The following is a 13,557-nucleotide window of genomic DNA, read 5'->3' on the forward strand; positions in this document are numbered from 1 at the left end:
TGACGACAAATGCCCGCTATATGCGGGCGTCGTCATTTTTGGAGTAGTGAAATGTCGAATTATCCAAAAATGCTCTACAAGGGCAATAAAGCTAAATACGAACACCAAACCGCATCAAATGAAGAATCGGAAAAAGAGCTGCTTGATTCTGGCTGGGTGGGTTTTGGTGAATTGCCAGATGCATCACCAGACATGAAATATGCATCAGGTAGTGCAGATGGTTTTAGCACAGCCAAACAAAATAAAGAGCTACAAGAGCAATTGGACGCCCAAATTAAAGAAAACACCAAGCTGAAAGAAGAACTGGTTGAAGCTCTAAAAGAAAACCAAGAGCTACGCAAAAAGATCCGTTTCAAGGAACTGGAAGATAAGCCAGCAGATGAGCTTAAAGCCATTCTTGATAAAGCTGAAATTAAATACAAAGCCAATGCTGGCAAGCCAGAATTAGCTCAATTGGTACTGGATCATGAGTCTAAAGACTCTGAATAATTAAGAGGTGCTAAATGTCCTGGACTAAAAGACAAATCGTTGAGCAGGCTCTTGAGGAACTAGGACTTGCATCTTATGTGTTCGATATGCAGCCGGAGCAGGTTGAAAGCGCAAAGCTCAAGCTCGACAACATGATGGGCCTATGGGATGCCAAAGATATTCGCTTTGGCTATCCATTGGGCTCAAGTGCCAAGAGTGGCGATCTGGATGAAGAAACTCATATTCCAGATTATGCAGTTGAAGCAGTTCGCTTAAATCTGGCGATTCGGCTGGCTGGATCATTTGGCAAGGCTGTGCCGGTTGAGTTAAAAGCCATGGCGAAGGATGCGTTTGAAACGATTCAATTAGCCATGCTTAGTAATCCACCTAGAGTTCGGCTTAACCCTTCTTTACCGCGTGGTGCTGGTCATAAAGGCGGTTGTCTGCCTTTCATCGAAAGCACTCCAACCAAAACAGTTTTTGCACCTGATACCTCTGTGAGTTTCTCGAATGAATAAACGATTAAGTAATACGGATCGTATTGGTCCATGTGATTCTGTGGTGATTTGGAGTGGTGACAATGGTGACTTTCGTGGTGTGCCGGCTGAGTTACTAATTGAGAAAATTCAGGAAAGTATTAAGAAAGTTGATTATCCACCAATCAACATTCAACACTTTAACCCGAATGCAGATTTCACACTCGACATCGAAAACCATGAGGTTGGTACCTATCTGATTTTAAACCCATCGGTAAGCATAACCACAGGCTCAATCAAACTGCCTGAGCGTTACACTGTGACTGATGGGCAAGTCTTATTGGTTGCTTGTTCTCAACAAGTGAATAATTTCTCGGTTGATGGGAATAATGCACTTGTGATTGGTGCGCCAAATGCCTTAGCTGCAAACGGTTTCTTTAAATTGAAGTACGACAAGCTCTCTAATACTTGGTATCGAGTGGGGTAAATATGCAAATCCCTATTTTGGATGGAATCTATACTGACAATAACTCTGATTTTCGCACAGCTTATCCTGTCAACCTGATTCCGGTACCAAAAGGGCAGGGGATTTCCGCTGGATACTTACGGCCAGCCGAGGGTATTAATCATGTCGCAGACCTGCCTGGTGTAGATCGTGGTGGAATTGTTTGGCGTGGTGAGCATTATCGAGTTTGCGGCACCAAGTTTGTAAAAATCACAGCATCTGGTCAGGTTGTTGAGTTGGGTGATGTGCAATCAGGCGGGCTATGTTCATTTGACTACTCATTTGATTATCTAGCCATAAATGCAGGGAGTGCCTTGTACTTATATAACGGCACACTTAAGCAAGTAACAGACCCAAATTTAGGTACAGTCTGCGATGTGATCTGGGTGGATGGTTATTTCATGACAAGCGACAGCAACAACATTGTTGTCACTGAACTAAATAACCCATTTGAAGTGAATCCGCTTAAATATGGTTCTTCAGAAGTCGATCCCGATCCTATCGTTGGTCTAATCAAGCTTCGAAATGAAGTATATGTGTTAAACCGACACACTATTGAAGTGTTTGATAACGTCGGCGGTGAATACTTCCCATTCCAGCGCATTGATGGCGCTCAAACTATGAAAGGTACACTAAGCAAAAAGACTGCATGTGTTTATATGGATGCAATCGCTATGCTTGGTAGTGGGCGAAATGAAGCAATCAGTGTTTACGTTGCTGGATCTGGAACGACTCAAAAGGTAGCAACCCGTGAAGTTGAGCAGATCCTTTCGAATTACACTGAAGCACAATTAGCGGATTGTTTGATTGAATCACGTCAGATCGACGGCCATTCATGGTTATACATCCACCTACCAAATCAGACTTTGGTTTATGACTCACTAGCTTCGCAGGCCACTGGTCAACCAACCTGGTTTATTCTAAACAGTGGTAACGGCTACACGGCACGAAACATGACTCATGCCTATAACAAATGGTTCGTAGGTCATACCACTGAGCCGAAGCTTGGCACTCTAACTGATGAAACCGGTGAACACTGGGGGAATGAAGTTGAGTGGCAGTTTGGCACGGCGATTGTTTATAACGAGTCCAGCGGTGCAATCTTCCATCAGCTCGAATTGGTGGCCTTAACTGGTCGTAATGCCTTCAATAAAGAAACCCGTATTTATACGCAGTACTCTGTTGATGGTATTGAGTGGTCCATGCCTAAATTTATCAGTGTAGGTAAGCGTGGAGAGCGCACAAAGCGCCTTGTGTGGTTTCAGCAAGGCTATATGCAAAACTGGCGCATACAGCGATTTACAGGCACATCGGCAGCACGCTTATCAGTTGCACGACTAGAGGCAAAAGTAGAGCCACTGGGGGTTTAAATGTTAGTTAGACCTAAAAAACCAAGCCGTGAAGAGCTTGCCAAGATCTTTAAAGATCCGCGGGTGTTAAAAGCTTTTGAGCAAGTGTTTGATGTGGTGCCCGGTGAATTTAACCGACAAGACGATGACATTGAAGAAGTGTTGTTTGCTGCAGATAGCGCAACCACTCAGGCGGCTTTGGCTATCGCACTCATTGGTGCGGTTGAAGCACTGGCAGAAGTGAAGGCCATGGAGCCAGCACATCAATGCAACTGCCAGCATGATGACTTAACGCCACGTTATGAGCATGTCACACCAGACCACATCGAACCCACCCAAATTCAATATCAAGAAATTAACTCATTGGAGCTGATCTAATGGCTGTCAAAGTAAAAAATATAATCCCTTCTAAACGTCTGGAAGCCGCACAAACCAACCAGCACATTGCATCGGTTAAAACCATGATTGACAAGGTGACGGTGACTAATACAACAGGCGCAGCAGTGACGTTTAGCTGTAATCTGGTGCCGTCTGGTGGTGCTGTAGGTGATGGCAATGCAATCATTAAGGATAAGGCGGTAGCAACTGGCGAAACCTATGTTTGCCCTGAGTTAGTTGGCCATGTTCTTGAATCTGGCGATGCGATTAGCATGATTGCAAGTGTTGCGGATTCACTCACGATTCGTGCATCAGGTCGAGAGGTCACATGATTACATTGCAGCCTCTGAATGATCTGAACCTTATAAACCGTGTGATTTTAGATGCTGCAGTGAATGATGATATTTCAGATGATGCAACTAAAAATCACGAATTACAGCAACTACCTCACACCTTTGAGTGCCTTGGAATCTACCAGGATGAAGAAATCAAAGGCCTATTTATGCTTGTTCCACAAAATGCAGTAACTGCAGAAATTCACACCTGTTTATTGCTGCGTGGCAAAGAAGCATTTCAGGCAGGGCAATTACTGCTTGATTACCTATTCAGTAATTATCAAAAAGCAATTTCTTATACACCATCGACCAATAAAAAAGCTCTATTTTATGCGCTTCGGCTTGGATTTAAAAAAGAAGGTGTTTTAACTCAATCATTCTTAAAAAATGGCGTGTTGGTTGATCAAGTGGTGGTCGGACTGACCAAAGGAGAGTATTTATGCCAGTTGCAGCAGTAGTTGGCGCAGGGGTTGTTGGTGGCGTACTTTCAAGCCGAGCTCAAAAGAAGGCAGCGAACTCAGCAACCAATGCTCAGATCCAATCATCTGAAATGGGCGTTGAAGAACAGCGTCGACAATTTGATGCAGTTCAGAAGCTCTTAAAACCTTATGCGGATGCAGGCCTTAGCGGTTTGACTGGTCAGCAAGATTTGCTTGGAATCAATGGTAATACAGCCCAACAAGCAGCGATTAACAACATCAATAATAGCGCTGAAATGCAAACCTACTTACAACAGGGCGAAAACGCTATTTTGCAAAATGCATCCGCTACCGGTGGTCTGCGTGGTGGCAACACTCAGGCTGCATTGGCTCAATTTAGGCCGCAACTGCTCAATCAATTGATTAACCAGCGCTATCAAAATCTAGCAGGCATGACCTCACTTGGTCAGAACGCAGCAGCTGGAACCGGTAACGCGGGCATGCAGGCTGCAAGTAATATTTCAAACCTTTATCAACAGTCTGGCGCCGCACAAGCTGGCGCAGCCTTGGCAAGCGGCCAAGCTAGCGCAAACATGTGGAATGGCCTAACTGGTGCGATTGGTCAGATCGGCGGTATGAAGATGATGGGGATGTTTTAATTATGCAACCTATTAATTATATGCTTGATGTGCAAAATCCTGTTCAAACTGCAGTAACCGGTCTTACTCAAGGCATGCAGATCGGCCAGTTTGTGCAAGCCAAAGAGCAAGCTGAACGTGAAGCCATTCAGAAGCAGCAGATGCAACAGGAGCTATCAGCCTTTGCGTCAAAACCGAATAAAACCCATGATGACTATGCAAGCATCATGGCGAAGTACCCGGCTTTAGCAGAAGATTTCAAACGATCTTATGATGTTCTGGATTCAGGTAAACAACAAGCTACCTTTAAAACAGCGTCACGTATTTATGCAGCGACAGCAAGTAAGCGCTTTGACTTGGCCAAATCAATTCTGGAAAATGAAGCGGTTGGTTATGAGAATTCTGGTGATAAAGAAACGGCTGGTTATTTGCGTCAGATGGCAACTATGGCTGAAACAGACCCTGAAGGGCTGCAAACATTAACCGGACTTACCCTTGCCTCAACCAATCCAAGCCAGTTTAAAGATGTATTGGGTGCATTAAATCAAAATGATTTAACGCCATTTGAGATCGAAAACAAACAAGCTCAGACTGGTAAAGCTAAAGCTGAAACCGAAAAAACCGAAACTGAAACGCTTTGGTACGGTGATAAAACTCAGGCTGAGATTGATAATATTGAGTCTCAAATTGAGGACCGTAAAACAGGTCGTGTTCTTGAACAGCAAAAAATGCAGTTAGATAACGATCAGTTTTATTCAAAGCTTGACCAGGATCAGCAGCAGTTCTATGAAAAATTGAATCAGGAAGAGCGAAAGATTGCCCAGACTGTATTTAATGTGAAAGAAAAACCTGAGCAGCGCATGGAACGACTGGAAAAGGTTGAAGGCTTTGCGACAGCAGCCAGAAATGCATCCGAAGGTGCCAAATTGGCAGCTCAGCTTGCTAATGATGCGAAAGCCCTTAATGAGTCGACTGGTGGCTACTGGAACAGAGCAATGCGTAATGTTCCAGGTACTGCTGAATACACCTTTGATCAGAAGCTAGAAACCATGAAGTCTAAAATCTTCCTGGCTCAAGTTGATCAGATGCGTGGCCTTGGTGCTTTAACAGAATCAGAAGGTGCTGCATTAAAAGCATCCATTGCATCCATTAACCCAAACCAAGACCCAAAAACAGTGCAGGAAAGTTTGACGGAAGTTGCTAAACAACTTTCAAAAGCTGCTCAGACTGCAAATAAGAAATCTCAGATCTATGCAACCAAAGGCAAAGGTTATTCTGCTGAAGTGGTGGCGGCTGCAAAAGCGCGTGGTGTATCTCCAGCAGAAATGCAACAGATTGCTAATCAGTTAGGGATTGATTAAATATTTTGTGATAACCTTTATTTATAATAAGTAGGGGTGTCACATGAAAAATATTATTCTATCTGGGTTTGCTTTAACTCTTGTTGGTTGCATGAATATGCCAACTCAACCTTCACAAATAACTGGATCCTATACATCTGGATTGCGTTATGAGAATTTTAATTGCTCACAATTAGCAAATGAAGTGAACTCATTAGCAAGAAGAGAAAACCAACTTGTAATAGCTCAAGAGCAAAGGATAAAGACCAGCACAATGCAAGCAATGTGGTGGGGATATGGTCAAGGTGATGGCGTAGAAGCTTCAGAACTTGCCAATGTTAGAGGCGAAAAAGAAGCTGTTAGACATGCAATCGAGAGTAAAGGTTGTAGTATGTAAGATATGAATTAACAAACAAGCCGCCTTCGGGCGGTTTTTTATTACCCAAAGGAAAGTGTATGGCTACACGTCAAGAACTTGAAAAAGCTCTGAGCAATCCGAATGTTCGAAAAATGCTGGATGTTATTGCGAATGCTGAAGGCGTAAAGCATGGGTATAACACCATATTTGGTAATGAGCGTTCTGATGATTTAAAAGCCCATCCGAATGTCAAAAAAGAATTCACCCAGACTGATGGCAAAAAGAACTCAACCACAGCAGCTGGCCGCTACCAGTTTTTAAAGGGAACATGGGACAAGGTTTCCAAAAAATACGGATTAACAGACTTCTCACCGAAAAACCAAGACTTGGCAGCAGTGGCTTTGATTTTAGGCCGTGGTGCTTTGGGTGATGTTATGAAAGGTGACTTCACTAAAGCTGTGGGTAAATTAGGCAATGAATGGGCGTCTTTGCCATCATCACCTTATGCACAACCAAAGAAGTCTTGGAGGGATATCCAGAATATGGTTGGTGAAGTAAAGGCACCGGATCGCAAACCAGCTCAAAACCGGATCAATCAGCTGGTTGCTGCTTATGACAAACAGGCCAAAGCCAGCACCACCAAAAAACAGATTGATCCTCAGAAAAAACAAGCTAATGTGAATCGATTGCTAGACGCTTTCGACAAACAGAATCCGCAAAAAGCACAGCCTTCTGGCTTACCTGATTTTGATGAAAATGGCGTGATTCGAGAAGATCAGCCACCACAACCAAAACCACAAGAAAAGCCGCTCAGCACTATGGATAAAATCATTGGTGGCCTAGAAGCCGGTGCAACTCTGGCAACTGGTGCAATCGGTGGGGCGATTGGTCAGGCTGCTGGTGGTCTACATGGTATTGCTGAATCTGTCGTTGATGGCACGTTTGGTACTCAGCAAGGCGCACAGAATGCCGTAAATCGAGCTACACAGTTTTCTAATGCTCTAACCTATGAACCAAACACGGCAGGCGGTAGGCGTGCTGTAGGTGCAGTGGGTGAGTTTATTGAAGACAGTGGTCTTGATACCTTGCCGCCTGTCTTGGGGGGTGGTGTTGGTACTGCTACTGCAACCTTAGGACGTGCATCTGTTCCAGTGGCGACCACAGCAGCTAGGGAAGTGGCACAAGCTGCTAAACCTGTAATTGCTCAAGCTGTAGAGCAGGCTAAACGACCTGTAACCGCAATTACAGAAGCGGCTAAGAGCACTGTTAATAAAGTTAGTGAGGCTGCCGGTCTTCGTACTGCCGATACCGGTGGTAGCATGGGTGCTGCAGCGGTGCCAATAGAAACCACTCGTCAGGCTCTGTTTGATGAATTCAATGTGCCTTCTACAACAGCCCAGGTATCACGCAACCCTACAGACTTGGCAGAAATGCACAATTTAGCGCGTAAAGGTGGTGAGGCTGGCCAGATCATTCAAGAGCACTTGAATACACAGCAGCAAGCTCTTGGAAGTGCTATTGATGACATGATTTATAGCAAAGGTGCAACAACAACCAATGCAGCCGAAGTTGGTGATCGTATAAATGATGTGCTTGGAACTCAGTTTAAAGTGGAGAGAGCTGCCGTAAATAAAAAATACCAGGCAGTTCGCGAGTCTGAAGGCGCACAAACAAAAGTTAATCTTGGTAATGGACCAAAGTGGGCAGAAGACGATATCAAGGCAGCTGATGAGCGTGGTATTCAACTAGATAGCCAGTCCGTACTGGATTTAATTAATGAAAATGTTGATCTTGAGACTACTGCAATCTATAGAGATGCAAAACGCGCAGCAGTGCGACTTGGCGTTGCTGATGAAGTAGATGGGAGATTAGTACCTAAACCTAAAGGACAAGAGCCAAACGTTAATCAGGTTGAAGAATGGCGCCAGCTTATCAATGAGTTGGGCAGCAACTCAGATGATGGTGATATTCGCATCAAAACACGACTTAAAAAACTGATAGATAACTCTCTAGATAACAGCGGCAGTAATGCTTTCCGTGCAGTTCGCAAAGAGTATTCTCAGTTTAAACAAAGCTGGGAGGGGCGAGCCGTTCTTTCTGATCTGGTTGCAATGAAGAAAGGTGTTAACAGTGGAGACCGGAAGATTATTGATGAAAATATTGTGAATCGAATCATCAAGCCAACCACCTCACAAAAAGACTTAGAATTTGTTAAGAAAAAGATTCTGCAGTCTGAAGGTGGTGAGCAGGCTTGGAATGATTTGCAAGCATCGATCATCGACAAGATCCGTAACGAAGCCTTCTCAGGTGCTCAAGACGCCCAGGGTAATAATGCTTTACTTGCATCAAAAATGGAAAAGGTGGTTAAGACTCTTGATGGCACTACACAGCGACTCGATACGCTCCTTGGAAAACAGGAAGCTGAAAAGATTCGCAATGCTGTAGAACTTGCCAAGATCATCAAAACCGTTCCTGAAGGCACTGGTGTCAACTGGTCAAACACGGGGACACTGATAGCAACGATGATGGATGCCACTATTGGAACGGTTTTCACCGGAATGCCTGTGCCTGTACCTGTAACGCTTGCATTGCGAGAGGCGGTGAAGCATATGAAAGGTAAAAAAGAGGTAGCAAGGGCACATGCCATCATAAAGCAATTTGAAAAGCCAGCCGGAGGCTCAGGCAAGTTCTAGCCACTCAACAAATCAATCAAACCCGATCCATTAAGGTCGGGTTTTTTATTGCCAAAATTTTAATAATGGAATTTACGCTATGACCATGTTTTTAGCACCATACACAGCCATTGCTGATATTGATGGAAGCCCGCTTGATGCGGGTTTTTTGTTTTTTGGGGAGTACGGAAAAGACCCAGAACTTTTTCCAGTGGAGGTGTTTTGGGATGCTGACTTTACTGTGCCTGCCACACACCCAATCCGCACGCGCAATGGCTACCCAGTGCGCAACGGAAGCCCAACTAAGGTCTACTTAAAGACAGCACAACACTCCATTGCGATTAAAAATAGAAATGGCGCTTTTATTCTCGTGGATTTCTTTAATAAGGGATGGGACGCCTCTTTTGTTGTGTACAAAGATAAAAACCTTCAGGGAGTTCTTGAGCACCAAGAAAACCTAAACGCAGCTCAAGCTGAACGAAACAAGGATCAGATTAACGCACGGGATTGGGGTATTCTTCCAACAAACTCACCAGAGTTAAATTCATCAAACTGGTTCAAATTAAATAATGCCTTTCCTGAGCGTGGGGCTTTGGATATATTTGTACCTGCTGGGGAATATAATTTCTCAGAAGGGTTTTATATAACACGACCACACCAAATTCGAGGTATTGGCCAAGGTGAGCAATGTAAAACGATCTTTAATTTTGCTGGTGCAACCCCTGTTGGTACAGCTACATATAAGGCAGCTATTTTTGTTGTACATGCTTTTACATGGAGTGATACACAATACGGAATTATTAATAAGCCGACTGGTCAAGTTGTTGTCTCAGGTACAGGTGCGGTTTTAGAAAATATTGCAGTCATTAACTCAAGTGAACACGGTATTATCAAAAATGCCCCATGTAACTTCTTTGGTGTTGCAGCAATGCACAATGCAAAACATGGTATTTTAACTGCCGCCAATGTTAATGCTGCTGCAACAGTGTACGGTGGTCGTATAGACGGTATTGCAAATCAAGGTGCAAACGTACAATGTGTGGCAGGGTGGAATGGTAAAAGCGGATTTGCCGAATACGGTGACGACTCGAATGTGATTAATTATGACACTTGTGGCGCAGCTTATAATGGTGAATTTGGTTTTTATGGTGGTAATTTGCTCGGTAGTGTTTATACAGCCTGCCAAGCCCATGTTAATACGTTGGGTGATTATGTAATGCAAGGTGGGTTGCATGATAATAGCGGACTACCACAGACACCCGCAAATAATTTATACAACGGATGCTATGCGGAGGGTCAACGCGACTCAACATATAGTGTTAATGCTCGTTCGCTAGTTATCAACGCACTAGGTGGTAAACCGTTATCCGATACAGAAAGCCATTTATTACCAACAATCGTTGGATTAGTGACAAAACAAATTTCAGCAGCAACATCCGCACAGCATATCTATGATGGCAAAGGTGGAGCGTTCACGAAAGTTGGCTTAAACGGAATTAAAATCGGTAGCGATATAGTCAAGACAGCCTCATTTGGTATTTTATCAAATGTAAGTGGCCGTATTGTAATGGGCGTCAATGATGGGGGTGGTATTGTATTCTTCCTAGAGGATTTTAACACCACGCTCAAGGTTAGCCGTCCATGGTTTAATAATGGTTTAACAATGGGTAATACACACTATCAAACTGTAGGTGCTGCTGCACCAACTACAGGCACATGGGATAAAGGAAATATTGTTTGGAATGAATCTCCGTCCAATGGCGGGAAAATTGGTTGGGTTTGCACAACAGGCGGCAGTCCAGGAGTGTGGAAAGCATTCGGAGCTATTGATGCCTAATAAATAAATATAGTGTTTTCCACACAACAAATCACTATCAACCCTGATCTTTAATTAGATCAGGGTTTTTTAATGTCAAAAATTGGGGGCGGCATGTCCGATCAGAAATCAGCAGTAATGGAGATGGCAGCAACCGTTTCCTCCGCTGCTTCAAAAACAACATATGCAGGGGCCGCTTCTGGTTTCGTGGCATACCTTGCATCAATCGACGTCCTGGCATGGCTGGGTATCGCTATTGCATTGGGTGGCTTTGCTGTGAACTGGTATTACAAGCGACTGGAGAATAAACGTGCTGATGAAATTCACCAGCTCCGGATCAAGCAGTGGAGAGAGGAAGCATAATGTCAAATAAAACTAAATATTACGTGATTGGTTCTTCTCTGGTGCTTGCTGCCGGGATGTGGATCACTGGTCCAAGTGATGAACAGGTGCAAGCCACAGCAATAAAAGAAGGCTATACACCTAAGCCAGTGATTCCTGTTAAGGGTGATGTGCCGACCATTGGCCACGGCACCACGGTTTATCCAAATGGTGTGCGCGTCAAAATGACAGATCCAGCAATTGACCGCAAACAGGCGTTTGAATATCTCAAGTTGCATATGGATAAAGATGCGCAACGCTTCAACAAAACCGTCTTAAATATTCCAATTTCACAGCCTGAATATGATCTGTATCTAGATTTCACATATCAATACGGCACAAGTGCCTGGTCTGGATCGTCAATGCTTCGTCATTTGAAAGCGCGTGAATATATCCAGGCGTGTAAATCACTTTTGAAATGGAAGTATGTGGCCAAGCGCGACTGCAGTATTCGTTCTAACAATTGCTATGGCGTGTGGACCCGACAAGTTGAGCGTTACAACAAGTGCATGGGGGTGAACTGATGTCAGCCTTTATCGCCAAGTTTTATGAACTAATTATTTATTTTCTTTTAGCAATGCTGATTGGGTTTGGTTTATGGGGTGGCTGGCAGAAGTACAAACGCACCCAGGCAGAATACAAGGTACTGAATGCAGAAATTATCTGTCAGGACAAGATCGATAAAAAACTGAAGCCATACCTTGATGCTGAAAAACAGGGGCAGAAAAATGCAAACGAGGCAGCAAAGAATTATGAACAACAAAAAGAAGTTGAGCGATCCAAATCAGAAACCATTACACGTGAAGTGCAAACGGTCATTGAGCGTCCTGTTTATATCAATACTTGTTTCGATGATGACGGGGTGCATTTGGTCAACGCAGCTGGTGATTCCGGAAAATCTGAAAACTGAATGCCCTGATCTGCTGGAACTTAAATCTGGCCAAGCAAAAGAAATCATCCGGGTAATGATTGATGACCGGCGAAAATATGTAGATTGCAAAAACAGACATAAAGCGATTGTATCAATTGTAGAAAAGTCCTCTCGGTGAGGACTTTTCAATTAGTGGACAGATTAAGGATACATTAATTATTCACAAGACCAACAATTACGGTTTATCCACTCTGTAATATGAATTATACTTATTGAGCAGATTAGCCGGCTCAGAAGAAATTTTGAGTCGGTTTTTTATGTTTTAGAGTCTGTGGATAAGTCATTGTAAACACCAAATTTGCACCAAACAATTATAAGTAATTGATTTGTATATGGAGTTGATAAACAATGATTTTAGTGACGGGTGGTTTAGGCTTTTTAGGCTCACATATTGCTTTAAGTCTGATGGCACAAGGACTAGAGGTCATTGTGGTCGATAATCTGGCCAATGCCAGTCTCCAGACCTTAGAACGCCTTGAATTTATTTCTGGCCGCTATGTGCCTTTTGTCAAAATTGATATCCGTAACACTCCAGCACTAAATAAAGTTTTTGAACAGAATTCGGTACAGGCTGTCATTCATACTGCAAGCTTTAAATCATTAGAAGAATCAGTTTTAAAACCACTTGAATACTATAATGATAATGTCAGCTGTATCATGAGCCTGATGCGTGCCATGCAGCGTACCGGAGTGCGCAATCTGGTACATTTATCTTCATTGGCTGTATATGGCCATTCCGGAACAGATTTAAAAGAAGATCAGGCTTTCAATTACACTTATCCAAACCCTTATATTAAATCACAGCAGATGGTGGAAGAAATCATCCGGGATACTGCCAAGACAGATAATGAATGGCGTATTGCGATGTTACGTCTTTCCAATGTCGCGGGTGCTTTTGAAAATGGCATTTTAGGTGAATGGGTGCCACCTTTACCAAAGAATATTGTGCCTCTGGCCATGCAGGTGGGTGCGAAGCAGCGTGAATATCTGGAATTGCGCCGTCAGGCCAAGACCGAAGACTATACGGTAGAACGCAGCTTTTTGCATGTGATGGATGTCTGTGATGCGGTATTCAAATCACTACATTGGCTTTCTCAACAGCAACAATGGACTTGCGAAGCCTTTAATATTGCTGGAGAGCTGATCTCAATGCAGACTTTGCTGGATCAGGTTACAGAAGTCACCCAATCTGCTGTTCCTACAGTAGATGCTTTGCCATATCCACATGCCGAAATGGATCAACTGGGTGCTAATACGGATAAAGCCCAACAGTTGTTACATTGGCAGCCACGCTATACCTTAAGGAAAATGTTAGAGGATGAATGGTTGTTCTATCAGAATGCGTTAAGAGGGCAGTGATTTAAAATCCTATAAGCTAATTATTGATAATAATTATCATTTGCAAAATTAATCAAACTCATTAAGATGAATGAATAGGGTACAGCATTGAAGCTGCTGTCTAAATGAGTAAAACATGGAATAACAATTGAG

General features: G+C 43.4%; 16 protein-coding genes. All 16 read left to right on the plus strand.

Going from position 1 to position 13,557, the window contains the following annotated elements; translation table 11 throughout:
* Positions 1 to 51 precede the first annotated feature (51 nt).
* The 16 genes from F897_RS09935 (at position 52) to F897_RS10015 (ending at position 13,425) form a co-directional block, all read left to right on the plus strand.
* Positions 52 to 489 (plus strand): hypothetical protein, encoded by a 438-nt coding sequence (locus F897_RS09935; protein WP_005235518.1) that lies wholly within the window; start codon positions 52 to 54, stop codon positions 487 to 489.
* A 14-nt stretch (positions 490 to 503) separates the two neighbouring features.
* Positions 504 to 986: a packaged DNA stabilization gp4 family protein gene (locus tag F897_RS09940; RefSeq protein ID WP_005235520.1), complete on the plus strand. Its 483-nt coding sequence runs from the start codon at positions 504 to 506 to the stop codon at positions 984 to 986.
* A complete protein-coding gene (locus F897_RS09945) occupies positions 979 to 1,431 on the plus strand; it encodes a hypothetical protein (RefSeq protein WP_005235522.1) in 453 nt (150 codons plus the stop codon). The genes F897_RS09940 and F897_RS09945 overlap by 8 nt, the downstream gene beginning before the upstream one ends.
* Before the next feature lie 2 nt (positions 1,432 to 1,433).
* The gene (locus F897_RS09950) at positions 1,434 to 2,819 is read left to right on the plus strand and encodes a packaged DNA stabilization protein (protein ID WP_005235524.1); all 1,386 of its coding nucleotides are present in this window, start codon (positions 1,434 to 1,436) and stop codon (positions 2,817 to 2,819) included.
* Positions 2,820 to 3,176, plus strand: coding sequence for a hypothetical protein (locus F897_RS09955; RefSeq protein ID WP_005235526.1), 357 nt, complete (start codon positions 2,820 to 2,822; stop codon positions 3,174 to 3,176). It abuts the gene before it with no gap.
* Positions 3,176 to 3,508, plus strand: coding sequence for a hypothetical protein (locus F897_RS09960; protein ID WP_005235527.1), 333 nt, complete (start codon positions 3,176 to 3,178; stop codon positions 3,506 to 3,508). Before F897_RS09955 ends, F897_RS09960 begins: the two co-directional genes overlap by 1 nt.
* Positions 3,505 to 3,969 carry a GNAT family N-acetyltransferase gene (locus tag F897_RS09965; RefSeq protein ID WP_005235529.1) on the plus strand — a complete coding sequence of 155 codons (465 nt, stop codon included), beginning with the start codon at positions 3,505 to 3,507 and terminating at the stop codon, positions 3,967 to 3,969. The genes F897_RS09960 and F897_RS09965 overlap by 4 nt, the downstream gene beginning before the upstream one ends.
* Positions 3,951 to 4,589: a hypothetical protein gene (locus F897_RS09970; RefSeq protein ID WP_005235531.1), complete on the plus strand. Its 639-nt coding sequence runs from the start codon at positions 3,951 to 3,953 to the stop codon at positions 4,587 to 4,589. The genes F897_RS09965 and F897_RS09970 overlap by 19 nt, the downstream gene beginning before the upstream one ends.
* Positions 4,590 to 4,591: 2 nt before the next feature.
* Entirely contained in the window at positions 4,592 to 5,929 is a 1,338-nt protein-coding gene (locus F897_RS09975) for a hypothetical protein (RefSeq protein WP_005235532.1), read from the plus strand.
* A 43-nt stretch (positions 5,930 to 5,972) separates the two neighbouring features.
* On the plus strand, positions 5,973 to 6,305 hold the full coding sequence (locus tag F897_RS09980) for a hypothetical protein (protein WP_005235533.1): 333 nt from the start codon (positions 5,973 to 5,975) through the stop codon (positions 6,303 to 6,305).
* 59 nt (positions 6,306 to 6,364) lie between these two features.
* Positions 6,365 to 8,959: a glycoside hydrolase family 24 protein gene (locus tag F897_RS09990; protein ID WP_005235534.1), complete on the plus strand. Its 2,595-nt coding sequence runs from the start codon at positions 6,365 to 6,367 to the stop codon at positions 8,957 to 8,959.
* A 79-nt stretch (positions 8,960 to 9,038) separates the two neighbouring features.
* Positions 9,039 to 10,775, plus strand: a complete 1,737-nt coding sequence (locus F897_RS09995) for a hypothetical protein (RefSeq protein ID WP_005235535.1) — start codon at positions 9,039 to 9,041, stop codon at positions 10,773 to 10,775.
* A 72-nt stretch (positions 10,776 to 10,847) separates the two neighbouring features.
* Entirely contained in the window at positions 10,848 to 11,117 is a 270-nt protein-coding gene (locus tag F897_RS10000) for a holin (protein WP_005235536.1), read from the plus strand.
* A complete protein-coding gene (locus F897_RS10005; RefSeq protein WP_005235537.1) occupies positions 11,117 to 11,659 on the plus strand; it encodes a glycoside hydrolase family protein in 543 nt (180 codons plus the stop codon). Before F897_RS10000 ends, F897_RS10005 begins: the two co-directional genes overlap by 1 nt.
* Positions 11,659 to 12,045: a hypothetical protein gene (locus tag F897_RS16805; protein WP_005235538.1), complete on the plus strand. Its 387-nt coding sequence runs from the start codon at positions 11,659 to 11,661 to the stop codon at positions 12,043 to 12,045. The genes F897_RS10005 and F897_RS16805 overlap by 1 nt, the downstream gene beginning before the upstream one ends.
* Before the next feature lie 369 nt (positions 12,046 to 12,414).
* Positions 12,415 to 13,425 (plus strand): NAD-dependent epimerase/dehydratase family protein, encoded by a 1,011-nt coding sequence (locus tag F897_RS10015; protein WP_005235539.1) that lies wholly within the window; start codon positions 12,415 to 12,417, stop codon positions 13,423 to 13,425.
* The last annotated feature ends 132 nt before the right edge of the window (positions 13,426 to 13,557 follow it).

The organism is Acinetobacter variabilis (assembly GCF_000369625.1).
In the GTDB taxonomy this organism is placed as follows: domain Bacteria; phylum Pseudomonadota; class Gammaproteobacteria; order Pseudomonadales; family Moraxellaceae; genus Acinetobacter; species Acinetobacter variabilis.

Bases quoted from the DNA above. Each gene is read 5' to 3' on its own strand.
- F897_RS09935 (WP_005235518.1), top strand. From the start codon at position 52: ATGTCGAATTATCCAAAAATGCTCTACAAGGGCAATAAAGCTAAATAC.
- F897_RS09940 (WP_005235520.1), top strand. From the start codon at position 504: ATGTCCTGGACTAAAAGACAAATCGTTGAGCAGGCTCTTGAGGAACTA.
- F897_RS09945 (WP_005235522.1), top strand. From the start codon at position 979: ATGAATAAACGATTAAGTAATACGGATCGTATTGGTCCATGTGATTCT.
- F897_RS09950 (WP_005235524.1), top strand. From the start codon at position 1,434: ATGCAAATCCCTATTTTGGATGGAATCTATACTGACAATAACTCTGAT.
- F897_RS09955 (WP_005235526.1), top strand. From the start codon at position 2,820: ATGTTAGTTAGACCTAAAAAACCAAGCCGTGAAGAGCTTGCCAAGATC.
- F897_RS09960 (WP_005235527.1), top strand. From the start codon at position 3,176: ATGGCTGTCAAAGTAAAAAATATAATCCCTTCTAAACGTCTGGAAGCC.
- F897_RS09965 (WP_005235529.1), top strand. From the start codon at position 3,505: ATGATTACATTGCAGCCTCTGAATGATCTGAACCTTATAAACCGTGTG.
- F897_RS09970 (WP_005235531.1), top strand. From the start codon at position 3,951: ATGCCAGTTGCAGCAGTAGTTGGCGCAGGGGTTGTTGGTGGCGTACTT.
- F897_RS09975 (WP_005235532.1), top strand. From the start codon at position 4,592: ATGCAACCTATTAATTATATGCTTGATGTGCAAAATCCTGTTCAAACT.
- F897_RS09980 (WP_005235533.1), top strand. From the start codon at position 5,973: ATGAAAAATATTATTCTATCTGGGTTTGCTTTAACTCTTGTTGGTTGC.
- F897_RS09990 (WP_005235534.1), top strand. From the start codon at position 6,365: ATGGCTACACGTCAAGAACTTGAAAAAGCTCTGAGCAATCCGAATGTT.
- F897_RS09995 (WP_005235535.1), top strand. From the start codon at position 9,039: ATGACCATGTTTTTAGCACCATACACAGCCATTGCTGATATTGATGGA.
- F897_RS10000 (WP_005235536.1), top strand. From the start codon at position 10,848: ATGTCAAAAATTGGGGGCGGCATGTCCGATCAGAAATCAGCAGTAATG.
- F897_RS10005 (WP_005235537.1), top strand. From the start codon at position 11,117: ATGTCAAATAAAACTAAATATTACGTGATTGGTTCTTCTCTGGTGCTT.
- F897_RS16805 (WP_005235538.1), top strand. From the start codon at position 11,659: ATGTCAGCCTTTATCGCCAAGTTTTATGAACTAATTATTTATTTTCTT.
- F897_RS10015 (WP_005235539.1), top strand. From the start codon at position 12,415: ATGATTTTAGTGACGGGTGGTTTAGGCTTTTTAGGCTCACATATTGCT.